The sequence below is a fragment of the Pseudomonas sp. NBRC 111131 genome (genome assembly GCF_001320525.1).
Lineage (GTDB): Bacteria > Pseudomonadota > Gammaproteobacteria > Pseudomonadales > Pseudomonadaceae > Aquipseudomonas > Aquipseudomonas ceruminis.
This window is the reverse complement of record NZ_BCBH01000001.1, coordinates 1-23844: the sequence shown is the minus strand read 5'-3', so window position 1 is coordinate 23844 and position 23844 is coordinate 1. Positions and strand designations below refer to the sequence as shown.

Annotated in this window: 17 protein-coding genes; 5 read left to right on the top strand and 12 right to left on the bottom strand. The window is 63.2% G+C overall.

Annotated features, from left to right (window positions below; all coding sequences use genetic code 11):
* Positions 1-160: 160 nt before the first annotated feature.
* Positions 161-2080 carry a methyl-accepting chemotaxis protein gene (locus APH34_RS00085; RefSeq protein ID WP_054899138.1) on the top strand — a complete coding sequence of 640 codons (1920 nt, stop codon included), beginning with the start codon at positions 161-163 and terminating at the stop codon, positions 2078-2080.
* A 236-nt stretch (positions 2081-2316) separates the two neighbouring features.
* Here the strand turns inward: APH34_RS00085 and ggt are convergent, their stop codons facing one another.
* The 3 genes from ggt to APH34_RS00070 all read right to left on the bottom strand — a co-directional run bounded on the left by ggt (position 2317) and on the right by APH34_RS00070 (position 5680).
* A complete protein-coding gene (gene ggt / locus APH34_RS00080; protein WP_054899137.1) occupies positions 2317-3984 on the bottom strand; it encodes a gamma-glutamyltransferase in 1668 nt (555 codons plus the stop codon).
* 117 nt (positions 3985-4101) lie between these two features.
* Positions 4102-4998, bottom strand: a complete 897-nt coding sequence (locus tag APH34_RS00075; RefSeq protein ID WP_054899136.1) for a LysR family transcriptional regulator — start codon at positions 4996-4998, stop codon at positions 4102-4104.
* 91 nt (positions 4999-5089) lie between these two features.
* A complete protein-coding gene (locus APH34_RS00070; protein WP_054899135.1) occupies positions 5090-5680 on the bottom strand; it encodes an NAD(P)H-dependent oxidoreductase in 591 nt (196 codons plus the stop codon).
* A gap of 162 nt (positions 5681-5842) precedes the next feature.
* On the opposite strand from APH34_RS00070, the gene APH34_RS00065 reads away from it, so the two are divergent.
* On the top strand, positions 5843-6157 hold the full coding sequence (locus APH34_RS00065; protein WP_054899134.1) for a putative quinol monooxygenase: 315 nt from the start codon (positions 5843-5845) through the stop codon (positions 6155-6157).
* Here the strand turns inward: APH34_RS00065 and APH34_RS00060 are convergent.
* On the bottom strand, positions 6147-6911 hold the full coding sequence (locus APH34_RS00060) for a sulfite exporter TauE/SafE family protein (protein WP_054899133.1): 765 nt from the start codon (positions 6909-6911) through the stop codon (positions 6147-6149). The genes APH34_RS00065 and APH34_RS00060 overlap by 11 nt on opposite strands.
* 77 nt (positions 6912-6988) lie before the next feature.
* Here APH34_RS00060 and APH34_RS00055 point away from each other — a divergent pair, with 77 nt between their 5' ends.
* Both APH34_RS00055 and APH34_RS00050 read left to right on the top strand, forming a co-directional pair.
* Positions 6989-7873 carry a LysR family transcriptional regulator gene (locus APH34_RS00055; protein WP_054899132.1) on the top strand — a complete coding sequence of 295 codons (885 nt, stop codon included), beginning with the start codon at positions 6989-6991 and terminating at the stop codon, positions 7871-7873.
* A 180-nt stretch (positions 7874-8053) separates the two neighbouring features.
* The gene (locus tag APH34_RS00050) at positions 8054-8398 is read left to right on the top strand and encodes a cupin domain-containing protein (protein WP_003258412.1); all 345 of its coding nucleotides are present in this window, start codon (positions 8054-8056) and stop codon (positions 8396-8398) included.
* A gap of 186 nt (positions 8399-8584) precedes the next feature.
* On the opposite strand, the gene mmsB is transcribed toward APH34_RS00050, so the two are convergent.
* Positions 8585-9472, bottom strand: a complete 888-nt coding sequence (mmsB, locus tag APH34_RS00045; protein ID WP_054899131.1) for a 3-hydroxyisobutyrate dehydrogenase — start codon at positions 9470-9472, stop codon at positions 8585-8587.
* A gap of 10 nt (positions 9473-9482) precedes the next feature.
* A complete protein-coding gene (locus tag APH34_RS00040) occupies positions 9483-11009 on the bottom strand; it encodes a CoA-acylating methylmalonate-semialdehyde dehydrogenase (protein ID WP_054899130.1) in 1527 nt (508 codons plus the stop codon).
* A 132-nt stretch (positions 11010-11141) separates the two neighbouring features.
* Here APH34_RS00040 and APH34_RS00035 point away from each other — a divergent pair, with 132 nt between their 5' ends.
* A complete protein-coding gene (locus APH34_RS00035; protein WP_054899129.1) occupies positions 11142-12092 on the top strand; it encodes a LysR family transcriptional regulator in 951 nt (316 codons plus the stop codon).
* A 41-nt stretch (positions 12093-12133) separates the two neighbouring features.
* On the opposite strand, the gene APH34_RS00030 is transcribed toward APH34_RS00035, so the two are convergent.
* The 6 genes from APH34_RS00030 to recC all read right to left on the bottom strand — a co-directional run bounded on the left by APH34_RS00030 (position 12134) and on the right by recC (position 23766).
* Entirely contained in the window at positions 12134-12625 is a 492-nt protein-coding gene (locus tag APH34_RS00030; protein ID WP_054899128.1) for an OmpA family protein, read from the bottom strand.
* A gap of 3 nt (positions 12626-12628) precedes the next feature.
* Positions 12629-13900 (bottom strand): diguanylate cyclase domain-containing protein, encoded by a 1272-nt coding sequence (locus APH34_RS00025; RefSeq protein ID WP_054899127.1) that lies wholly within the window; start codon positions 13898-13900, stop codon positions 12629-12631.
* Positions 13897-14463, bottom strand: a complete 567-nt coding sequence (locus tag APH34_RS00020; protein ID WP_054899126.1) for a YfiR family protein — start codon at positions 14461-14463, stop codon at positions 13897-13899. The genes APH34_RS00025 and APH34_RS00020 overlap by 4 nt, the downstream gene beginning before the upstream one ends.
* A gap of 86 nt (positions 14464-14549) precedes the next feature.
* Complete coding sequence (gene recD, locus APH34_RS00015; RefSeq protein WP_054899125.1) at positions 14550-16625, bottom strand: exodeoxyribonuclease V subunit alpha; 2076 nt, start codon at positions 16623-16625, stop codon at positions 14550-14552.
* Positions 16622-20293, bottom strand: a complete 3672-nt coding sequence (gene recB, locus APH34_RS00010; RefSeq protein ID WP_054899124.1) for an exodeoxyribonuclease V subunit beta — start codon at positions 20291-20293, stop codon at positions 16622-16624. The genes recD and recB overlap by 4 nt, the downstream gene beginning before the upstream one ends.
* Complete coding sequence (gene recC / locus APH34_RS00005) at positions 20290-23766, bottom strand: exodeoxyribonuclease V subunit gamma (RefSeq protein WP_054899123.1); 3477 nt, start codon at positions 23764-23766, stop codon at positions 20290-20292. Before recC ends, recB begins: the two co-directional genes overlap by 4 nt.
* Positions 23767-23844: the final 78 nt, after the last annotated feature.

The following is a 23844-nucleotide window of genomic DNA, read 5'->3' as shown; positions in this document are numbered from 1 at the left end:
CGCAAAAAGCAAACGTTTTTACAGGGCGAAAAATTGCTGAAAAAGCGTTTCAGCTTCACCCCTGCTTGCCGATAACCCCTGCACGATTCAGCGGGCATCCAGAATAACAACGCTTCGCGATCGAAGATCAAGTAAGCGAAATCATTTCTGGAGAGCGTGCATGAACAGCTGGTTCGCCAATATCAGCGTAAACCTCAAACTCGGCCTGGGCTTCGGCCTGGTGCTGATCCTTACCGCCCTGCTGGCCCTGACCGGCTGGACTAGCCTGGGCAGCCTTATCGCCCGCAGCAACTGGATGGGCGACATCGGTCAGCTCAACAAAGACCTGACCGACCTGCGTGTGGCGCGCCTGCAGTACATGATCGCCGACGGCGACGATGCCGCAGCCGCCAACACGCAGGCCAAGCTCGACATTTTCAGCAAACAGCAGGAGTACCTGGCCGGCACCTTCAAGAGCCCAGAGAACGTCAAGCTGCTGAACGCGCTGGGACAAACCCTCAGCGACTACCGGGTTTCGCTTAACAAGATGCGTGCCGGCTATCAGAGCTCACGGGCCGCCCTTGGCGTGATGAGTGCGTCGGCAGGCAAGGCTGACGAGGCCATGGAAAGCCTCAGCCAGGATGTCATGGGCCGCCCCGAGCCGGACAGCGTGCGCCTGGCGCAATACCAGCTGATCAGTAAAGTGCGCCAACAGCTGCTGTTGGTGCGCATCGACGTGCGTGGCTACATCGCCGACAACTCGGCCGCCAACGAACAAGCGGCATTGCGCCAGCTCGAAGCGGCGTTGGTCGAAATCGACAACCTCAAGCGCCAGTTGCCGGCCGAAACCACACGCGTGGAGCAATTTGAGCAGTCGGTACAGGCCTACCTCCAGGCCGTGCGTCAGTTCCGCGATGCAATCGCCGATATCACCGTCGCCCGTGCGGAAATGACCGTGCAGGGCAGCGACATCGTCAAGCGCAGCGATGCGCTGTACGACATCCAGCTGGAGCGTCGCAACGCCGAAAGCAGCCAGGCCCGTAATCTGCAGATCATCGCCACGCTGCTGGCGCTGCTGGCCGGGGTACTGGCGGCGGTCATCATCACCCGGCAAATCACCCGGCCACTGCGCGAGACCCTGCACGCGGTGGAGCAGATCGCCAGTGGTGACCTCACCCACGACATGCGCGTGACCCGCCGCGATGAAATCGGCGTGCTGCAGCAAGGCATCGCCCGTATGGGCACGACCCTGCGCGAGCTGATCAGCGGCATCCGCGACGGCGTCACTCAAATCGCCAGCGCTGCCGAAGAGCTGTCGGCGGTAACCGAGCAAACCAGTGCCGGTGCCAACAGCCAGAAGGTCGAAACCGACCAGGTCGCCACGGCCATGCACGAAATGGCCGCGACCGTTCAGGAAGTGGCGCGTAACGCCGAACAGGCTTCGCATGCGGCGACCGGTGCCGACGAAGAGGCGCGCGCAGGTGATCGCGTGGTTGGCGAAGCAATCAGCCAGATAGAGCGCCTGGCAGAAGAAGTGCACCGCTCAACCGAAGCCATGAGCCTGTTACAGCAGGAGAGCCAGAAGATCGGCAGCGTGATGGATGTGATCAAGTCGGTGGCCGATCAGACCAACCTGCTGGCGCTCAACGCCGCGATCGAGGCGGCCCGTGCCGGTGAGGCGGGCCGTGGATTTGCCGTGGTCGCCGACGAAGTCCGTGGCCTGGCCCAGCGTACGCAAAAGTCCACCGAGGAAATCGAAGAGCTGGTTGCCAGCCTTCAGCACGGTACTCAGCAGGTGGCCAACGCCATGCAGGGTAGCCGCACGCTGACCGACAGCAGTGTGGAACTGGCACGCAAGGCCGGGGCTTCGCTGGAGAACATCACTGGCACGGTGTCGAGTATCCAGTCGATGAACCAGCAGATTGCCGCAGCGGCCGAACAGCAGAGTGCGGTGGCTGAAGAGATCAGCCGCAGCATTCTGAATGTGCGAGATGTGTCCGAGCAGACGGCGACGGCCAGTGATGAAACGGCAGCTTCGAGTGTCGAACTGGCGCGCCTGGGCGGGCACTTGCAGACGTTGGTCAGCCAGTTCCGGGTGTGAATTCCACATGCTGTTAGCGCCCGATCTCGCGCCACACAAGCTCGATGTGGGAGCGGGCTTGCCCCGCGAAGCAGGCAACGCGGTGGTCGGCCCCGGCACACCGATTCCACAGCAAGTGCGTCAACGTATAGACGGTTGAGCAAGTTGCTCCCAAAGGTACCCCACTGCCCCCTGGGCGTGCGGGGTACTTCTGGGAGCCGGCATGCCGGCGACAAAGCCAAAAAGCTGAAAACAGGCTACTTAACGACCACCCCCACTCCGCGCCCGCGCGGATCAGAAGCCGTTTCCAGCTTCGCCCCGTCCACCCGGATGGCCTGGATATCGCCCATCTCCCAACCCTGATCCTCCAGCACATAGCCCATCTTCTTCAGGTCATCCGCCACCGCCCCGGTGAGCGGTGCATAGCTGTCGAAATAGACGGTGTCCTTGGGCAGCAACTGATGATGCACACGCTGCGCCGCCACGGCCTTATCCAGCGGCATACCGTAGTCGTACAGGTTGTTCATCACCTGGAAGATCGAGGTGAAGATCCGCGACCCGCCCGGGGTACCGATCACCAGCACCACCTTGCCATCGCGGGTCATCAGGCTCGGGCTCATGGACGACAGCATGCGCTTGCCTGGCTCGATGGCATTGGCGTCACCGCCGACCACGCCAAAGGCGTTGGCGGCGCCAGGCTTGGCACTGAAGTCGTCCATCTCGTCGTTGAGCAGGAAGCCGGCGCCCTTGACCACCACCCCGCTGCCGTAGTCGAGGTTGAGGGTGTAAGTGTTGCTCACCGCATTGCCTTGCTTGTCGACGATCGAGAAGTGAGTGGTCTGGTGCGGCTCCAGCCCCGGCTTGACCTTGTCGGTGTCAGAGATGGCGTTCGGGTTGACCTGGCTTGCCCGCTTGGCCAGGTAGTCCTTGGCAATCAGTTGGTCAACCGGCACCTTGGTAAAGGCAGGGTCACCGAGGTAGTCGGCGCGGTCGGCGAACACACGCTTCTCGATTTCAGCCAGCAGGTGGATGTATTGCGCCGAGTTGTGCGCCACCCCCTTGAAGTCCGCCGCACGCTCTTCCTTGATGCCCAGTAGCTGGGCCAGGGCCACGCCACCGGAGCTTGGCGGTGGCGCGGTGTACACCACATTGCCGCGCCAGCTCAGGGCCATCGGTTCACGCCATACGGCCTTGTAGTCCCGAAGGTCTTGCTGGGTGATCAGGCCCTTGTCAGCCTGCATCTGGGCTACCAGCAGCTCAGCGGTCTTGCCCTGGTAGAACTCGCTCACCCCTTTATCGGCAATGCGCTCAAGGGTCTGCGCCAGTTCTGGCTGCTTGAATGCCTCGCCCACTTTCATGTTGCCGAAATAGTCGTTGAAGTTGGTCGCGGTCTTGAACATGCCTTGGGCATCGTTGCGGTACTGGTACTGCTTCTCGGCCACTTTGAAACCGTTTTTCGCATAGCCGATGGCCGGGGTCAGCAACTCGCTCCAGGGCAACTTGCCAAACTTCTGGTGCGCTTCCCACAGCCCCATCACGGTGCCGGGCACGCCTGCGGCGCGAACACCCACCAGGCTGAGGTTCTCGATGACCTCGCCCTTGTCATCCAGGTACATGGTACGGGTTGCCGCTTTGGGCGCGACTTCACGGTAGTCGAGGAAGTAGGGTTTGCCGTCGACGAACAGGGTCATGAAACCGCCGCCACCAATGTTGCCGGCTTCCGGGTAGGTCACCGCCAGCGTAAAGGCGGTTGCCACTGCCGCGTCCACGGCGTTGCCGCCTTTCTTCAGAATGTCAGCGGCTACCTGTGCGCCATATTGATCGGGCGCGGCCACCGCACCACCTTCCAGCGTTACCGCATAAGCCGAAGAACAGCTCAGGATTACGGCCCCGAGCGCCAAGGGCTGAAACAGGACAATACGCATGACACTTCCTTGGTGTTGTTTTTGTTGATCACTCAGTAAGGCCGAAGCGCGTCGACTGTGCAATCACACGGAGGAAGTTTCGCCGCCCGTGGGCAGGATTTGTCGCGTTCAGGCAACTCAGCAGGCGTACATCGCCAGCTTGCGCTGGATGAAATCGAGGAAACACTGGATACGCAGGGCCAATTGCGTGTTGCGGTAATAAACAGCGTGGATCGGCTGGCGGTAACCGTTGTTGGCATCGCTCAACAGCACGTTCAGGCGGCCGGCGCGGATGTCTTCGTGGGTCATGAAGTGCGAGAGGCTGACGATGCCCTCCCCGGCCAATGCCAGTTGGCGCAGGGTTTCGCCGCTAGAGGCAATCAGCGCCGGGCGGATCGGCCAACGGTCACCCTGGGCGTGGCGCAGTGGCCACTGGTTGAGTGACTCAGGCTGGCTGAAACCGAGCAGGCAATGGTTGTTCAGGTCTTCAACCTGCTGCGGCGTGCCATGGCGCTCCAGATAGGCGGGGCTGGCCAGGACCTGGACCGGGCTGCAGCCGAGTGAACGGGCATGCAGGCTGGAGTCAGCCAGTTCACCGATACGGATCGCCACATCGGTGCTTTGCTCCAGCAGGTCGATGATCAGGTCATCGGTGTTGAGCTCCAACTCGATGCCGGGGTACTGCCGGCGGAACTCACCGATCCAGGGCAGGATGGCATGCAGCATGAAAGGCGCCGCGGCATTGATGCGCAGGCGCCCGGATGGGGTCTGGCGGTTCATCGACAGGCGCTCTTCCATGTCGTCCATCTGCTCCAACACCCGGCGTGAGCGTTCGAGGAAGAAGCGGCCTTCTTCGGTCAAGTCCATGCGCCGAGTGGTGCGGTTGACCAAGGTGGTGCCGAGCTTGGCCTCCAGGCGTGACAAGGTGCGGCTGACCGCCGACGGCGTCTGGCCCATCTGCTCGGCGGCAGCAGAGATCGAGCCGCAATCGATCACGGCAACGAATACCTGCAGTTCTTCGGATCGGGTTTTCACACAGAAGGCCTTGGAGGGAAGATGCCCAGATTGATAGCTGTTGCGCGAAGCCCGCGCAAGGGGGCCGCCATCCAGCCCCTGGCAACGGCGCTTACTGAGCCTTGCCGAAGACCTGATTCAAATGCGCTTCATACGCCGCCAGCGCCGCCGGCACATCCGGGCGTTTCATCACATCCACCGCAAGGAAGGTCGGCAGGCCGGCCATGCCGAGGAACTGGTTGGCCTTGTGGAACGGGAAGTAGACCGCATCCACGCCTTTGCCCTCGAAGAAATCGCTCGGGTCGTCGAAGGCCTGTTGTGGGGCATTCCAGGTCAGCGACAGCATGTACTGCTTGCCCTGCACCAGGCCACCGCTGCCGTATTTCTGCGAGGCATCCGAACGGGTACGGCCGTCGTTGGCGTAGAGGCTGCCGTGGCCGGCGGTGAAGACTTCGTCGATGTACTTTTTGACGGTCCAGGGCGCGCCCATCCACCAGCCTGGCATCTGGTAGATCACCACATCGGCCCAGAGGTATTTCTCGACCTCGGCCTGGACGTCATAGCCACCGTCGATGAAGGTTTGCTGCACATCGAAACCGGCGCGATCCAAATGCGCAAGGGCGGCGTCGTGCAGGGTCTGATTGAGGCGGCCATCGGAGTGGGCGAACTGTTTACCGCCATTGAGCAGAAGAATCTTTTTCATGCTGACCTCGGGGTCGAGTCAAATGGAATGACCGGCAGATTAGAGGCCCGCTGGCACGGGAAACAGCAGCCATGGGTCAAAATACAATTGATCCATAGTCACGAATGCTCAGGTAATTATTGCCTTAGAATCGTTTCATCATCCATCACCGAGTAGCGACCCATGAGCGAGCAGCACGCTTTTATCCTCAAGGCCAAGACCCGTCCGGAAATGGCGGAGGCTTTCGAAACCCTGTTCCGTGCCTACGTCGAACCGAGTCGCCAGGAACCAGGCTGTATCGAATACCACATGCTGCGCGACAAGGCAGACCCCAGCCTGTTCGTGTTCTTCGAGGTGTGGGCCAGCAAGGCAGCCCTGGACGTGCATTCGGCCTTGCCACACATGGTCGAGTTCTTCGAAAAGCGCATGGACTACCTGGAGCGTGACTTCGATATCCAGGCTATCGAGATGCTCAGCGCATCCTCTGCTAGCCGTTGATCAGCAGATGGCCGCCGAGTACGGCCATACCGATGAAGAAGCAGCGCTTGAACAGGGCAGCACTGATGCGCTGGCGCAACCACTGGCCCGCCAGCATGCCCAGCAGCGCTGGCACCAGCATCAGCAATGAAGCCCCCAGTGCCTGGCTCCCTAGGGCATCCTGCCCGGCCAGGCCCAGGGCCAACGCCACGGTCGAGACGGTGAACGACAGGCCCAGCGCCTGGATCAGTTCATCGCGGCTCAGGCCCAGGCTCTGCAGGTAAGGCACTGCGGGCATCACGAACACGCCCGTGACGGCTGTGACCAGCCCGGTCAGCAGCCCGCACAGCGGCCCCAGCCACCCTTCCCGCCCTGGCGCCAGCCGCAACCCCGGTCCGAGCAGCCCATAGGCCGCATACACCAGCAACGCCGCACCCAATGCATGCGCCGCCCATAGGCCGCTGTTGATTCCAAGCCAGGCACTGCCAACCAATGTGCCAACGAAGATTGCTGCCAGCGTCGGCCCAAGACGCCGCAAGAGCGCCAGCAGATGCCCGCCAGCGGCCAGTTGCCAGAGGTTGGTGAGGGTTGACGGCACGATAAGCAAGGCTGCAGCCTGCGCCGGAGGCATAGCCAGGCCAAGCAACCCCATGGCGACGGTAGGCAGGCCAAGGCCAATCACACCTTTGACCGTGCCGGCCAGGATGAAGGTGACAACCACCAGCAGCGAAAGCGCTGGGCCAATATTCTGATAGAAAGCAAGTAAGGTATCCATGCCGGTATGATGGCGCGCCAGCGACCGGCTGAAAATCTGCCATCTCCTTACCCAGACTATCGCCAGGACAGAGGCTGATGCATTTCGACCTGATAGACCTTACGCTTTTCCAGCACACCCTGGAGTGCGGCAATATCACCGCCGGCGCCCGCCACAGCCACCTGTCGCTACCGGCTGCCAGTGCGCGAATCCGCGCCATGGAGGCCTCCTTGGGCACGCCTTTGCTGGAGCGCAATCGCCGTGGCGTGCAACCGACACCTGCCGGGCAGGCATTGCTCCAGCATGCCAGGCTGATCGGCCAGCAGGTCGAACGCCTGCAGTTCGATCTCGCCCAATATGCCCAGGGCCAACAGGGCCAGGTGCGCCTGTTGTGCAATACGGCGGCGCTGGCCGAATACTTGCCGGAGCTGCTGGCCGGGTACCTCGCCGACAACCCCGGCGTCAGTGTCGATGTCCAGGAACTGCCGAGCCTGCGGATCGTGCATTCGATCACCCAGGGCATGGCCGACCTGGGCATCATCTCCACTGCAGCCCCCAGCACGCACCTGCAGACGCTGCCGTTTCGCGACGACCCGCTGGTGTTGGTCATGCCGCTGGACCACCCTCTCAGCTCGGCGTCAGCGCCCAGTTTTGTCGACAGCCTTGCCCATGGCCATGTGGGGTTGGGGGCGAACAGCGCCCTGGCGCTGTATCTGGAGGAGCAGGCCCTGCACGAGGGCCGGCGCATGCGCGTGCGGGTCCGCGCGGAGGGCTTTGACGGGGTGATCCGTATGGTCGCCGGGGGCGCCGGGGTGGGCGTAGTGCCGCTGGCAGCGGTGAAGCGCTGGGAAGACCTGCTGCCGATGCATTGGGTCGCGCTGCGCGAGGAGTGGGCCAATCGCCGGTTGCTGTTATGCGCGCGGGATTTCACGGTGCTGCCTGGGTATGCGGCCGGGTTGGTCGAGCGATTGGTAAACGCCTGAATGGGTAAGCCCGCGAAGAGGCCCGCACAAGCGGCACACGTTTGAGGCCTCTACCCGTCGCCGCGTCATTTCTTCACCGCATAGCGCGACCAGGCACCTGAACGTCGACCCCAGGCAACTGCGGCTCAGCCAATCCCCCTATGGTGGCGAGTCACTCAGCCAGTCATCAGGAGTTGTGCCATGTCCGATTTCATCACCGTCCTGCGCGAAACCTGCCCGACGCCGGTCGTGGACGCCACCAAGTGGAAGCGCATTGGCGGCGACCCGCACACCGTCAACCTCAACGCTTACCTGTCGGCCGACGGCAGCAAGATCATGGGCACCTGGATCTGCACGCCGGGCAAGTTCGAGGTCAATTACGAGAAGTGGGAGTTCTGCCACTTCCTCGACGGCTACTGCATCATTACCCCGGAAGGTGAAGAGCCGAAGCACCTGAAGGCGGGTGATGTGTTCGTGATCGAACCGGGGATGAAAGGGACCTGGGAAGTGGTCGAGACGGTGCGTAAATACTTTGTGTTTGCCTGATCCAGCAGGTTCGTTGGCCTTGCTGGCACCCTCGCCGGCAAGCCGGCTCCCGCAGGTACATTGCAGTGCCTGAAGGATGTGCAGCATCGGTAGAGGCAAAAAAAATCGCGAGGCAAGCGCCCGTCCCTCTGGTGCGCAGTTACAGAGGGAAGGCCGCCCGGCCCGCGATGAAGCCCACCTTGCTCGTCAATCTTTCTTGCGGTAACCCTCGACGATTGCCGAGAAGTCCTTGCCACCCTCGCCCCGCAGGCTCATGGCCTGGTACAGCTGCTGGGCCACGGCCCCCATGATCACCGGCTGATGCGCCTGGCGCGCAGCCTCGGTGGCCAGCCCCAGGTCCTTGAGCATCAGCTCTGCACCAAAGCCACCGGTGTATCCGCGCGAAGACGGCGCGGTTTCAATGATGCCCGGCCACGGGTTGTAGGTATCGGAGCTCCAGCAACGCCCGGTCGAGCTGTTGATGATGCCGGCCAGCACTTTGGTGTCGATGCCCAGTGCATTGCCCAGCGCCATGGCTTCGGACACGCCGATCATCGAAATACCCAAGAGCAGGTTGTTGCAGATCTTGGCGATCTGGCCAGTGCCGACCTCACCGCAGTGCACGATATTGCGGCCCATCTGCTCCAGTACCGGCTTGAGGGTGGCAAACAACTCGGCGCTGGCCCCCACCATGAAGGTCAGGGTGCCCGCCGCCGCTCCGCCGGTGCCACCAGACACCGGCGCGTCACCGAGATCAACGCCCTTGGCCGCTGCAGCCTTGGACACCTCGCGGGCGGTCTGCGGGTCGATGGTGCTGCAGTCCACGGTCGGTGTGCCCGGGCGCACGCCCGCCAGCACACCGTCCTCGTTCAGGTACACGCTGCGCACATGGGCGGCCGCCGGCAGCATGGTGATCACCAGCTCGCTGCTGGCCGCCGCCTCCTTGGGCGAGGCGCTGATCTGCCCACCCAGCTCGGCAAGTTCGGCCAACACGGTCTTGTTCAGGTCGAACAGGTTCAACTGGTGCCCGGCCTTGATCAGGTTACGGGCCATGGGTGCGCCCATGTTGCCCAGGCCGATGAATGCAATTTGCATGGCAGTCTCCTTAGCGCAGGCTGATGGTGGTGTTCACACCGTCATTGACGCTGTCGTCATCGAACCAGCGGGCGGTGACGGTCTTGGTCTGAGTGTAGAACTGCACCACTTGCTTGCCGTACGGGCCAAGGTCGCCGAGCTTGGAGCCACGGGAGCCGGTGAAGCTGAAGAACGGCACCGGTACCGGGATCGGAATGTTGATACCGACCTGGCCGATGTCGATCTCGCTCTGGAACTTGCGTGCTGCTGCGCCGCTCTGGGTGAACAGGCCGGTACCGTTGCCGAACGGGTTGGCGTTGACCAGGGCGATGGCCTCGTCGAGGGTATCGACTTCCAGGGTCACCAGGACCGGCCCGAAGATTTCCTGGGTGTAGATCTGCATGTCGGTCTTCACACCGGAGAACAAGGTCGGGCCGACAAAGTTGCCGTGCTCGTAGCCAGGCACCTTCACGTCGCGGCCGTCGAGTTCAAGCGTGGCGCCTTCTTTGATACCGCTTTCGATCAAACCCAGCACGCGCTCCTTGGCACGCTTGGAAACCACCGGGCCGACATCGGTGCCAGGCTCACTGCCGGCGTTGACCTTGAGCTTGCTCGCCGCTGCCTTGATATCTGGCAGCCATTCACGCGCCTTGCCCACCAGCACGGCCACGGAGGTCGCCATGCAACGCTGCCCCGCAGCGCCGAATGCGGCCCCGACCAGGGCATTGATAGTTTGCGTGCGGTTGGCGTCGGGCAGTACCACTGCGTGGTTTTTCGCGCCCATCATCGACTGCACGCGTTTGCCGTGCTGGCTGCCCAGGTTGTAAACGTGGGTGCCGACTTCGGTGGAGCCGACGAAGGAAATCGCCTTGATGTCCGGGTGGGTGCAGATCGTGTCCACCACTTGCTTGCCGCCATGCACCACGTTGAGTACCCCAGCCGGCACCCCAGCTTCCAGCGCCAGCTCAACCAGCATCATGGTCGACAGCGGGTCCTGTTCGGACGGCTTGAGGACGAAGGTATTGCCGCAGACGATGGCCATCGGGAACATCCACAGCGGGATCATCGCCGGGAAGTTGAACGGGGTGATTCCGGCGCATACGCCGATAGGTTGGCGCAGGGTGTAGGTGTCGACACCACCGGCCACGTTCTCGGCAAACTCGCCCATCTGCAGGGTGCCGATGGAGGCCGCATGTTCGACCACTTCCAGGCCGCGGAAGATGTCGCCTTCGGCATCGGCGATGGTTTTGCCCTGCTCGGCACTGAGGGTCTGGGCGATGCGCTTGGTGTGTTCGCGGATCAACGCCTGCAGCTTGAGCATGATGCGCATGCGGGCGCCGATCGGGGTGTCGCGCCAGGTCTTGAAGGCGCGCTGGGCAGCGTCCACGGCGTCATTCACTTCTTCGACAGTGGCGAACGGCACACGCGCCAGCACCTGCTGAGTAGCAGGGTTGACGATGTCGCGCCATTGCGTGGTTTTCGACTCGACCCACTGGCCATCGATCAGCAGTTTGACCTGCTCGACCTTGGTCTGGTCGGGGGATTGTGGTGCGTTCATCTGCGTTCTCCTTGGAATTATTGTCAGGACGAGATCGCCAGCGCCGTGCAAACGCGAGGTGGCGTCGTGGGGCTTTTTTCGAGTATAGATGTGCAAACATCCAACAAGAACGCACAAAAAAACCGGATCAACATGCAAAAAGACCTGACCTCCCTCAGCTCGCTGAACTGGGACGACCTGAAGTTCTTCCTGGAAGTGGCGCGCACCCGCAAGGCCAGCAGCGCGGCGAAACGCCTGAGCGTCGATTACACGACGGTGTCGCGGCGCATCAGTTCGCTGGAAGGTGCGTTGGGCACCTTGCTGTTCGAGAAATCGCGCACCAATGGCTTTGTGCTGACCGCCGAGGGGCAGCGCTTGCTGGGTTACGCGGAGTCGATCGAAAGCACTCTGCACATGGCCTGCGAGCAGGTGTCCGGCTCAGGGGTGGCGCTGTCGGGGCATGTGCGCATGGGCTGCACCGAGGGGTTTGGCAGCTTCTTCGTCACCCCGCAGCTGAGCCATTTCGTCGATGCGTATCCGGCGATCTCGGTGGACATCCTGCCGCTGCCGCACTTCATCAGCCTGTCCAAGCGTGAGGCCGATATCGTCATCGCCCTGGAACGACCAGAGCATGGGCCTTATGTGTGTTGCAAGCTGTGTGACTACCGCTTGCGCTTATACGCGACCCAGGATTACCTGCAATGCCACGCACCGATTCGCCAAGTGAGCGACCTGGTAGGCCACCCGTTCATCAGTTACGTGGATGACCTGGCGTTCAGTTCCGAGCTGCTGTACCTGGCCAACCTGATTCCCAATGCCAGCGCGCACCTGCGCAGCACCAGTGTGATTGCCCAGTACACCGCTGCCTTGCAAGGGCGTGGGTTGGCGATCTTGCCGTGTTTTCTGGCAGCGCAGGACCCAAGGTTGGTGACGGTGCTGCCAGAGGAGATCGAGGTGACGCGGCAGTTCTGGATGTACTGCCGGGAAGACCTGCGCAAGCTGAAGCGGATTACCTTGTTGTGGGATTACATCCGCGGGGTGACCGAGGCGAATGCGCCGTTGTTGATGGGGGAAACCCGCGAGATGCACTTTGCCCAGACGTGACGGGGCTGCTTTGCAGCCCATCGCCGGTAGGCCGGGGGTTATCAGTAAGAAGCCACCACGATCGACACGCGTCGATTCTCGGTTCTTCCAGCAGGGGTGCGGTTGTCTGCCACCGGCTGAGTGCTGCCCAACCCGCGGGTGTGGATGTTCTGTGCCGGCATGCCGATACCGACCAGTGACCTGGCCACGCTCTGCGCCCGGCGCTCGGACAGTTGCTGGTTGTACGCTGCCTTGCCCGACGCGTCAGCATGCCCATCGACACGTACACCTTGGATACCGACACTCAGCAATGCCCTGCCGATACGCTCGACAATCGCCTGGCTCTGGCCGTTGAGGCTGTCCAAGTCACTGCCGAACAATACTTTGCCCGACAAGTCGAACGCCCAACCGTCCTCGGTGGGGGCAAAGCCTTCACGCTTGAGCACGGCAATCTGTTCGGCTGTCAGCCCCTTGGGGGGTGTGGACTGGCATCCGCTCAGCACCAGTAATGCCAGCAGCACGGCTACCAAGGGAAAACGCAAACGCTGTATCACGGTTCAACTCCTGTTCTTGATTTCAGCGGCGGACCGTTCCGTCTGCGCCGCTTGCCATCGGCCACGGTGCTTGCGCTTGGCCTGGTACATCGCCGCGTCAGCGGCATTGAGAAGACTGGCGGGGTCGCCGCCGTCATCGGGGTAATAGGCAATACCCACGCTCAGCGATGTGGTGACGCTGCCACCGCTGTCGAGCTGCATGGGCAATTTCATGCTGGTAACGATTTTTTCGGCGATGCGTACAGCATCGTCGCGCGACTGAAGCGGTGTCAGCAGCACGGCAAACTCGTCACCGCCCAGGCGCGCAACGAGGTCGTGCTCACGCAGTTGCGCCCGCACGCGGGCGGCAACGTTGATCAGCACCTCGTCACCGATGGCATGGCCAAGGCTGTCATTGATCTGCTTGAAATGGTCGCTGTCGAGAAACAGCAGCGCCAGGTGCTCCTGCTGCCGGGCGGCGTTGCGCAGGCTGCGGTTCAAGCGGCCTTCGAAGAACGCACGGTTGGGCAGGCCGGTGAGGCTGTCGTGGCTGGCCTGGTGCGCCAGGGCGGCATTCTCGTTCTGCAGGTGGCTGTGCCAGACCTCCAGCTCATCGAGCAAGGCATTGAAGTCATTACCCAGCTCGTTCAACTCGGCAATTGGCGCTTGCGGTACACGTCGATCGAAGCTGCGCTCCCGGCGCGCGGCGTGGTCGACGCTGGCCAGGCTGCGCAGGGGACGGACAATATTGCCCAACAGCCGCCTTGAAAAGTAGAGGGCGACAATGGCGCTGAGGACCGTGCAGAACAGGATGCCCCCCAGGCCACTGAGCAGGAACAGCAACAGGCTGCGGCCTTGGCCGATCAGCTCGATGTGCCCGACTTTCTGTTGCTGGTGCATGACCGGCAAGTTGATCGGCTCATCCAGCAACGCCGTTGCCACACGCGCTTCCAGGTGCCCAAGCATGCCGTCATCGCTACGTTGCCAATGTGCAAGCTGCTCGCCGTCATTGTTGAAGACCTTGGCGTCGGCGACTTCTTCGGTACTGGCAATCAATTGCAAAGACTCATTGGCCGCGGCGCTGTCACCGAACACAACGGCTGCTTCGACGGTGTAGTTGATCGACCGGGCGATCAGGTGCAGGTTGTGGTTGGCGTAGGCGCGTAATGCCACTACCCCCAGCACGGTCAGCGAGATACCGACCAGGCCGACGGCCAGCAGGGCTACGCTGAGGTGACCGCGCCCCAGCACCGAGCGCAGGGTCGGGCGAATGCCATGCTTGTTGACAGCGCTCATGGCTGCACCGCCCGGCGCCGCGACAATTGCAGCACGCTGGGGTGGATGCGCACACCGGAGCGCGCCACGGAGTCGAGGTTGACCTCGAATGCCACCTGTTGGTCGCTGACCCGCAGGCAGAACAGGCTGCCTACCGTACACGGGTCGTCAGCTTCACTGATGCTCAACACCGGCAGACCGCTGACGGCCTGGAACAGGCGATCGCGCTGGCCAGGGTCGAGCTTGCCGATGTACACGGCATCACACGCCTGGGCGAGCTGCGGATCATCAGCAAGCAGGCGCCGCACCTGCAGCGGCTGGCCGGAGTTCTGCACGTTGCCTTTGATCAGGTCGTCGGCGTATTCGGTAGGGCCGACCAGGCACAGGCGCAACGGCACGGGCTGGTCCGGCCAGCGCGCATAACTCAGGATCCCAAGCACCACCTGAGTCACCGCCTTGGCCCGCTGCGGGGCCTGCATCGAGGTCGCCGACCCCTCCGCACGGGCGGGGCCGGCCAATAGCAGCAGGGCAGCCAGCAACAGCGAAAGCGCACATCCTGTCAACCGCCCCCCGGCCCCTGTCATGTGAACTGTCTCTCAAATCCTGCTTGAACTGGCCGCAACGATAGCACAAGGCCGCCTCTGCAACGATGCCGGTGGGTGCGCCAGCGTCAGACCTGCTCGAGCATCAACCCGGAAATCCGCCGCACCTTGCGTGCCACGGCCTCCTCGAAAATCCCTTGGCGTGGTTCGATCAGGCTGAAGCAGTGCTTAGCCCGGGTAATGCCGGTGTACACCAGTTCCTTGGTCAACACCGGGTTGAGTGCGTCTGGCAATACCAGGGCGGTGTGGCTGAATTCCGAGCCCTGGGACTTGTGCACGGTCATCGCGAACACTGTTTCCACTTCGTTGAGGCGGCTGGGCAGCACGAAACGTACCCCGCCGCTCCCGTCATTGCGCGGGAAGGCCACACGCAGCAGCGGCTCACCCTGCTCATCCGGCAGGCGTAGGGCGATGCCGATGTCACCGTTCATCAGCCCGAGACCGTAGTCGTTACGTGTCACCAACACCGGGCGCCCTTCGTACCAGGGCTGCTGGGTATCGATCAGCCCGGCATTGTGCAACACCCGCGCCACGCGCTCATTCAGGCCCTCGACACCCCAAGCCCCCTTGCGCACCGCGCACAGCAGCTGGAAATCCTCGAAACTGTGCAGCACCTTGCCAGCCCATTGTTCCCAACGGGGGTCGTCAAAGGCCGTGTCGCGGGACGGGCGGTGGCGGCCGATGGCGCGCAGGTAACTGCGGTAGCCCTGCGGGCCTTCGCTGCCAAGGTTCAGGCCGTCGAGGATCAGGCGGTCGAACGCCCGGTCATGCTCGTTGCGCAGGGCCAGGCCGAATACGTCGGCCGGCGGCATGCTCAACAGGTCACGTGCCGCCTGAACCTGCTGGCGGTTGACCAGCCGAGCGAGCTGGCCAATGCCGCTGCCTTCGCCAAACCGCCGCGAGAAGCGCAACATCACGACTTGCTGAGCCAGCGGGTTGCGCAGCGCATCGCCTGCCTTGAGGCCACTGCCCGCCAACGACTGGCCGCCGATGTGCTCGAGCCAGGCCTGGGTCGCAGGCGTATAGCACCCTTCTTCGGCATCCCGGCACAGGTCGCCCAGCACCGCGCCGGCCTCGACCGAGGCCAGCTGGTCCTTGTCGCCGAGCAGAATCAGGCGGGCCTTCGGCGGCAGGGCATCAAGCAGGTTGGCCATCATCTCGAGGTCGATCATCGAGGCCTCGTCGACCACCAGCACGTCCAGTGGCAACGGGTTGCCGGCGTGGTGACGAAAATGCCGCGAGCCAGGTCGGCTACCGAGCAGCCGGTGCACAGTGCTGACATCGGTGGGGATCTGCCCACGCACTGGGTCGCTGACCTGCAAGCGTTCGACCTGTTGGCCGATGGATTCAGTGAGGCGCGCGGCAGCCTTGCCGGTGGGTGCGGCCAGGCGAATGCGCAAGGGCCTGCCCTGCTCCACCGCGGGCGCCTGCAACAAGGCCAGCAAGCGCACCACAGTCGTGGTCTTGCCGGTACCAGGGCCGCCCGTGATGATGCTAAAGCCCGCACGGGTAGCCAGGGCGCAGGCAAGCTTCTGCCAATCGACCTGGCCCGCCAGCACCCCGTCGTCGAACAACTGCGCCAGGCGTGCCGGCAGGTCCGGCGGCGAAGCGTCGTGCTGGCTGAGCCGTTGGCGCAGGGTTTCGTCAATCTGCCGCTCGTAACTCCAGTAGCGGCGCAGGTACAGACGCTCGCCGCTGATGACCAAGGGGCGCGACTGCTGGCCAGGCGTATTGCCAGCAGCTACCAGCGGGCTGGCAGCAATGCGTTGGTGCCAGGTGCGCAGGTCGAGGTCGGCGAGCAGTTGCGAGGGCAACAGCAAGGGGCCGGTGAGCGCATCGCCTTCGGGGGGCAACGACAGGGCAAAGTCCGGCTCGGCGAGGGTCTGCTGCAGGTCCAGGCAGACATGCCCATGGCCAAGTTGATGGCTGGCCAAGGCTGCAGCCAGCAGCAACAACGGGTCGCTGCCAGGCGCGCGCTCTTCGAGAAAGGACACGAACGCTCGGTCCAGGGCGCGCAACCAGCCTCGCTCGACCCAGCGGTCGAGCAACTGCAGCAGGTCACCGCTGCTGCGCTGGGGGGCAAGCGTGAGCAGATGCTCGGCGTGCAGCGGGGTGGGCAAGAGGTCGTCAAGGGTTCGGCTCATGGCGCAACTCCGGCAAACAGGTCCTGCTGTTCGGGCTCGTGAACCCCTCGGAACAGCGCGTCGAGTGCCTCGATCAGGGCACGCGGGGGCTTGGCAAAGTACACCCCATGGCCACGGCTACTGGCGCCGCGCAGGAAGATGAACAGCGCACCGCCGACATCGCGGTCGTAATCGTAATCCGGCAGGCGGGCGCGCAACTGGCGATGCAAGGCCAGCAGGTACAGCACGTACTGCAAGTCGTAGCGGTGCTCGAGGATCGCCTTTTCCATGGCCAGTGCGTCATAGGCCTGGGTATCCGGGCCAAGCCAATTGGACTTGTAGTCGGCCACGTAGTACCGGCCGTCCAGTTCGAATGCCAGGTCAATGAAACCTTTGAACATGCCGTTGAGCAGGGTCGGCTGGGCGGCTGGGCGGGCGGCACCGGTATGGGTATGGCGCGCCACCAGTCGATCGAGTTGCTCGGCGTCTACCTGATGGCTGGCGAACCAGAACTCCATTTCGATCTGGTAGTGCTGCAAGTGCGCCAGGGTCACGCTGGTGTCGTTGGCCACCAAGGGCTCATTGAGCAACTGGTGCAGCCATTGACTGAGGGTCGGAATCCAGCCAGTCCAATCCCGGCGGTTGCAGCGCTGGCCCACAGTGCGTTCGATCAGGATGGGGTTGCCGGCCACTTCGGCGAAGCCTTCGCGACCGGCCCATTCGAGCAGACCGTGGAGGAACGTGCCGGGGTTCGGCCCCCGCGGGAAGCGATGGATATCGCCACCGTCGGCAGGTGCTTCACGCACCAGCTGGGCTTCGACAACTTCGTCGTCGAGCAGTTGTTGAGCTTGGGAGCTGTCAGCGCTCAGGGTCAGCTCACCGACCCGCAAAGCACTGTAGGACGCGATCCACCAGTGTTCGGCCGCTGCACGCCGAGGCTTGCGTGCCGGTAGCAGTTCACGCGTGGCATGGGGCGGCGCGTAGCGCTGCTCGTCGGCCTCCGGCAAGCCGGAGCAAGCAATGTGCGGGCAGCCGGCCAGCAGGCTTTGCAACCACTGCCCGAGCTGCACAGTACGTTGCAGTGGCGCGCCGCCCCCCAGCAGGTATCCAAGGGACGAACGGTGCAACTGCGAGTTTTTCTGGTTGCCGCGCTTGAGATCGGCAACACCCAGCCAACAGGCGTACTGGGCACGCGTGAGTGCGACATAGAGCAGGCGCAGGTCTTCGGCCAGGCGCTCGTCGTCCGCCAGGGCTATCTGCGCCTGGTCGGGGGTCAGGGTAAGTTGCACATGGCCTTGGCTGTCGTGCCAGGCCAGCGGCAGTCGGCTGCCGTCCACCGGTTTGCTGGTGCAGATGAACGGCAGGTAGACCAACGGATACTCAAGGCCCTTGGACTTGTGGATGGTCACCACCTTGACCAATTGCTCATCGCTTTCCAGGCGCAGGATCTGCTCTTCGCCGGCCTGGGCCGAGCTGGCCAGGTGCTCGGCCAGGTGACGGATCAACGCCTGTTCGCCGTCCAGCTCCCCCGCCGCCTGCTGCAGCAGTTCGGCCAGGTGCAGCAGGTTGGTCAGTACCCGTTCGCCATCGCTGCGCGCGATAAGGCTGCGCGGCAGCTGGAAGTCGTGCAGCAGGTGCCGCAACATCGGCAACACACCTTGGCGCTGCCAGGTGTCACGGTAACCGCGAAAACGCATCACCCAGCCTTCCCACACCCGCTCGTCCTGGTTCAGCTGGTTCAGTTCGGCCAGCGACAGGTTCAGTGTAAGGCTGGCCAGGGCGGCCTTGAGCAGTCGTTCAGAGTCAGGTTCGGCGCAGGCCTTGAGCCAGGCCAGCAGGTCATGGGCCTCCTGGGCCGCGAACACCGAGTCCTTGTCGGACAGATAAACGCTGCGCACGTCGCGGGCCGCCAGTTCGGCGCGTACCAGCTGCGCCTCGTGGCCGTCCCGTACCAGGATGGCAATGTCCGAGGGCAGGCAGGGCCGCAGCTTGCCTTGCTCATCGCAGAACCCGCTGACGCCTCGTTGGCCGCCATTGAGCAGTGCGACGATGTGGCTGGCGCAACTGGCTGCCAGGTGCTGCCGGTACAGGGTGCTGGAGATGGGTTCGTCGCTTTCCAGTTGCCAGCATTGCAGGGCTGCAGTGGCCTGGCCGTCGATCAGCAGCCGTTCACTGCGGCCCTTGGCGCGGACCTCGATAAACGGCAAGGGGTTGTCGTCCGCTTCACGGAACAGAAATGCCCCCCGTCCTTGCTCCCGTGTCTCGGCCTGCAGGAACACGCGGTTGACTGCGGCCACCATCGCCTGGCTGGACCGGTAGTTGGTGTCGAGGCTGTGCAGGCGGCCAGCGGTGGCACGTCGGGCCGACAGGTAGGTGTAGATGTCAGCGCCCCGGAAGGCGTAGATCGCCTGTTTGGGGTCGCCGATCATGAACAGGCCGGTTTCCGGGGAGTTTTCGCTGATGCGGTAGATCCGCTCGAAAATGCCGTACTGGACGGGATCGGTGTCTTGAAACTCGTCGATCAGCGCGACCGGGAACTGTTCGCGAATCAGGCTGGCCAGGCGCTCGCCTGCTTCGCTGCCCAGGGCATGCTGCAGGCGTAGCAGCATATCGTCGAAGCCCATCTCGGCACGTCGTCGCTTTTCCACCTCGAATCGTGCAGCAACCCAGGCAGCAGCGTGCTCGAGCACAGATGCATCCGGGCTGGCCAGGGCTTGCAGCTGTTGTGGCAGCTCCTGCATGGCCTGAAGGGCCGGGTGTGCAGGTGGCTCGCCAACCTTCCAAGCTTCGGCCATGCCAGCTGGGGTCAGGCGCGTGAAGCCCGTGCCCAAGTCGAGCTCCACCACCTGCTCATCGCTTGCCCAGGCCCGTAGCTTGTCGAACCAAGGTTCGAAGAAGCGTGCCTGCAGCTTGCGCCCATCGGCCTGCTTGGCGGCCACTGCATCACGGCAGAGTTGCTGTAACTCGTCAGCCCACTGCAGCCAAGGCGCTTTCAGCTGGCACAACTGTTCGACGCGCTGTTGCAGGGCGGCATCGATCAGCGCTTGCGGCGTCTGTTCCTCCTGCTGGGGGCGTACGCGGCCAAACAGTGGCCGAAGCCGCGGCAACAGCGCGTCGGGGCTGCCCCAATGGGTACGCACCCAGGCCAGGGCATCGCCGCGCATGCCATAACAGAAGCGCCGCCAGTAGTCGCGCATGACCTGGGCAAGCAGGTCGCTGTGGTCGGTTTCCAGGCTTTGGGTGAACAGGCTGCCGCTGTCGAAAGCGTGCTCGCGGAGCATGCGCTGGCACCAGCCGTGGATGGTCGACACGGCCGCTTCGTCCATCCACTGCACGGCGACTTCCAGGCGGTTGGCGCAGCGTGGCCACTGCGTTTGCGGATAATCGTCGCGTAGCTGGTGCAGCAACGGGTCCGCTTGCTGCAGTTCGCCGCGAAAGAAACGCGCGGCCTCGGCCAGGCGGGCGCGAATACGTTCGCGCAGTTCCTTGGTGGCGGCATCGGTGAAAGTCACCACGAGAATCTGCGGTGGCAGCAATTCGCGACCGAAGCCCCGCTCAGCACCGTGGCCCAGGATCAGGCGCAAGTAGAGTGCGGAGATGGTGAAGGTCTTGCCGGTGCCTGCACTGGCTTCGATCAGTTGGCTGCCATGCAACGGAAAACTCAGTGCCAGGGGACGGACCTGGGTCATGCGCCACTCTCCGGATTGCCCAGGGTCTGCCAGGCTGCGCTGTATAACGGCCGGTACAGGGTTTCGCACCAGCCTTCAAAGGTTTCGTCGGCGCTGAGGGCCGCGAAGTCACGGAACTGACGGGCCAGGGCCAGGCTCTCGCTGCGTTCGCCGAAATGGCTGCGGCCATCACCTTCATAGGCGCGAATGGCGGCGGCCAGTGCCTTGTCGGGGTCATCCTGGCCCAGCCAGGCAAAGGCTGTCTTGGCCGCAACAGGCAGTGGCGCGTTCATCGCTGCCTGGCGCGCCACCAACAGGTGGCCGAGCTGCTCGGCGGCCTGGCCCTGGGGCAGTGGCCCAAGCAACAGGGTGATGTCGCTGGCCAACAGTGCGCTGTGCAGCGGATAACCCGCGGCGCAGGCGGCAAGGTGCATGACCCAGCTGGTGATCAGACGGTGCCACTTGAGGTTGTTGCGCCCGGCACTGATGGTGTTTGGCACCGTGGTGATACTCAGCAGGCTTTGATCCTCCGCCTGATAAACGCGGCCGAGCCAGCCTTCCAGACGCTGGCTGCCGTGCTCGAAATGGATTGGCAGGGCACCGTCGACTACCGTGGGCCAGCGCTGCAACAACTGCCGATGGCGCTGCAGCAAGTCGGGCAGTGGCTGGATCAGCTCGGCTTGCAGAAGCTCACCGAAGCCAGCCAGGGGCAACATGCCACAGGCCTGCAGCCGGCGCGCCTGGGCGTGCAACGCACGCTCGGCGTTTTCCGGGTCGGCCAAGGCGGCGCCCAGCAGGCTTTCGCTAGCACTGTAGCGTTGCAACGCATCAAGGACGAAGGGTTCCTCATCTGGCGTTGGCGCTTCCAGTGCCTCGAAAAATACTTTCAAGCGCTGGCTAAAGAAGTGCCGCACGGGGTGACGCAAAAAATCCTGCAGCTGCGTCAGGGTCAGGGCCTCGTCGCTGCTATAGGGAGGCAAGCCTGCTTCCGGCTGCACGCCCTCATGGTCATGCTGGTGCAGTAACTGCCATTCGTGGGCATAGCTGAACAGCGCGCTCCCCTTCTGGAAATAACGTGGGCTGAAGGGCTGCAGCGGGTGCTCTTGCGTCAACGCATGCAGTAACTGCTCACCCGGTTGCTGATCTTCATCTGCACCGGCCAGACGCCAACCGGCGGCCAGGTGATCGCGCAGCTGGCCAATGAGCACGGACGCCGGGCGTTCACTGTTATCGCGAATGCTCCGGCCAACCCAACTGACATACAGCTGGTCACGTGCAGAGAGCAGCGCCTCGAGCAACAGGTAACGGTCATCTTCGCGACGCGAGCGATCGCCAGGGCGGTAGTCACTTGCCATCAGGTCGAAATCCAGCGGCTGTTGGGCACGTGGATAATCGCCATCGTTCATGCCCAGCAGACACACCACCCGGAATGGAATGGCGCGCATCGGCATGAGCGTGCAGAAGTTCACCGAGCCGGCAAGAAAACGTTGGGACAATTTGCCCTGGTCAAGGCCCGACAGCCAGGCCTCGCGAATTACCGTGAGTGGCAACAGGTCTTGCAGGCCAACGGTCTCGCACACTTCCAGCCAGCTGTCGCGAAGATCTTGCAGTTGCATCAGCAGAAACTCGTCGTGCTCATCCTCAGCGAGGAAGAACACCTGCAACAGCGCGTTCAGGCGCTCACCCCACTGGGCAGCGGTCGCCGGCTGGGACAACGCCTGGTTCGCCACCTCTAGAGCATCGAGCAACGCCACCAGTGGGCCGATCAGCGCGGCGTCCAGGCCCCCAATTTCGTCATAGGGCTCAATACCATCACACCCCTCACCTGCACCCACGGCATAACCGAGCAGCATGCGCCGCAGGCCAAACCGCCAGCTGTTCTGCTCCAAGCCTTCGGGCAATCCGAGGGTGGCGCGCTGATCGGCATTCAGGCCCCAGCGGATACCAGCGCCTTCGATCCAGCGGTGCAGCGTCGGCAGATCGCTCTCGCGGATTGCAAAGCGCGCACGGACGGCCGGGACGTCGAGCAGATCGAGCACCTCACTGACCGCAAAGCGGCTGTCTGGCAGTTTGAGCAGGTGCTCCAGGGCAATCAGCAGCGGGTCGCGCCCGCGCTGGCCTTGGTCGGTCAGGGTGAACGGAATGTAGCGCGGATCGTTGCGCTGCAACTGGCCGAACACGGCACGGATGTGAGGGGCGTAGGTGTCGATGGCCGGCAGCATCACGATGACGTCGCGCGGACGCAATGTCGGGTCGGCGCTGAACCGGGCGAGCAACTGATCGTGGAGGATTTCTACCTCGCGTTGCGGGCTGTGGGCAATCTGGAAACGCACGGAGCGATCCTTGGCCACATCGATAGCGGGCCACAGCGCACGGGTTTCGGCGAGCGGGCGGAGTTCGAGGATATCGTCCTGCAGTTGGCTGAGCAGGGTGGTGGGCTGGCCGGCACTGAACAGGTCAATCCGCCCTTCGCTGAAGACGCCTTGGTAACTGCCGGGGTCGTCATAGCTGTCGAGCAGGTTGATGTAGTCGCGGCCTTGCTTGCCCCAGGCGGCCAGCAAGGGATGTGCATGTTGATGCAACGACTCGTCGTCCAGTTGCACAGGCATGCCTTGCTTGCGCTGTTGGCGTTTGTACTGGTGCCGCAGCAAATCCTTGTCGGCAACGATGTCGGCCCAGTGATGCCGGCAAGGGTTGTGCACGCACAGTAGCACCTGGCTGAAACGCGCAAGCCCGGCCAGTGCCTCCAGCGCTTGGGCGGGCAAGGAAGATATACCGAATACGATCACTCGAGCAGGCAGGCCCGGGGGCGCCTGCTCCAGGCTGTTGATACGTTCGAGGAAGCGCTGGTGCACCCCTGCCCGGCTCTGGGCCATGCCTTGTTCGCCGACATCTTCGAGCAAGGCTCGCCACAACTCAGCTTGCCAGCGATTACCTGGAGCCAGGGGTTTGCGTTCGCCACGAGCGGTATTGAGGATATGTTCACCGGCGGCCCAATCCTTGAGCCAGTCGGCCCGATAGACCTGGTACTGGTCGAACAGGTCGGCCAGGCGCTCTGCCAATTGGTAGCGTTTGCGCAGGTCACCGTCATCGGTGAGGAAGCGCCGCAGTGGTTCAAAGTGAGGACGCTCGATCAGCGCCGGCAGCAAGCGCATGAGGCGCCAGGTCAGGGGAGCCTTGTCGAGCAGGGATACCTCGGGGATTTCGTCCCGGCCTAGCACCCGCCGGTACAGCTGCCACATGAAGCTACCGGGCAATTGCACCTCGATGGCGGCAGCGATACCGCAGCCGCCTTGGTCATCTTCGAGGGGGTCTTCGGCCAGGGCCAACTTCAACCACTGGGCAATGCCGTTGCTCTGCACCAGCGCGATTTCGTTTTCCAACGGTGCCAGCGGATAGCGCCGCATCCAACTCACCACCAGGCTACGCAAGTCGTCCAAGCGGTTGCCGTGGACGATCATGAAACCGGGATGGAGTGAGGTGGTGTAGGCCATTGAAAGTTCTCTGGACGCGCTGAGCTGAGGGGAACGATATCACGGCTGGCTGCCGAGACCGCCGTTTGCCAAAGCCAG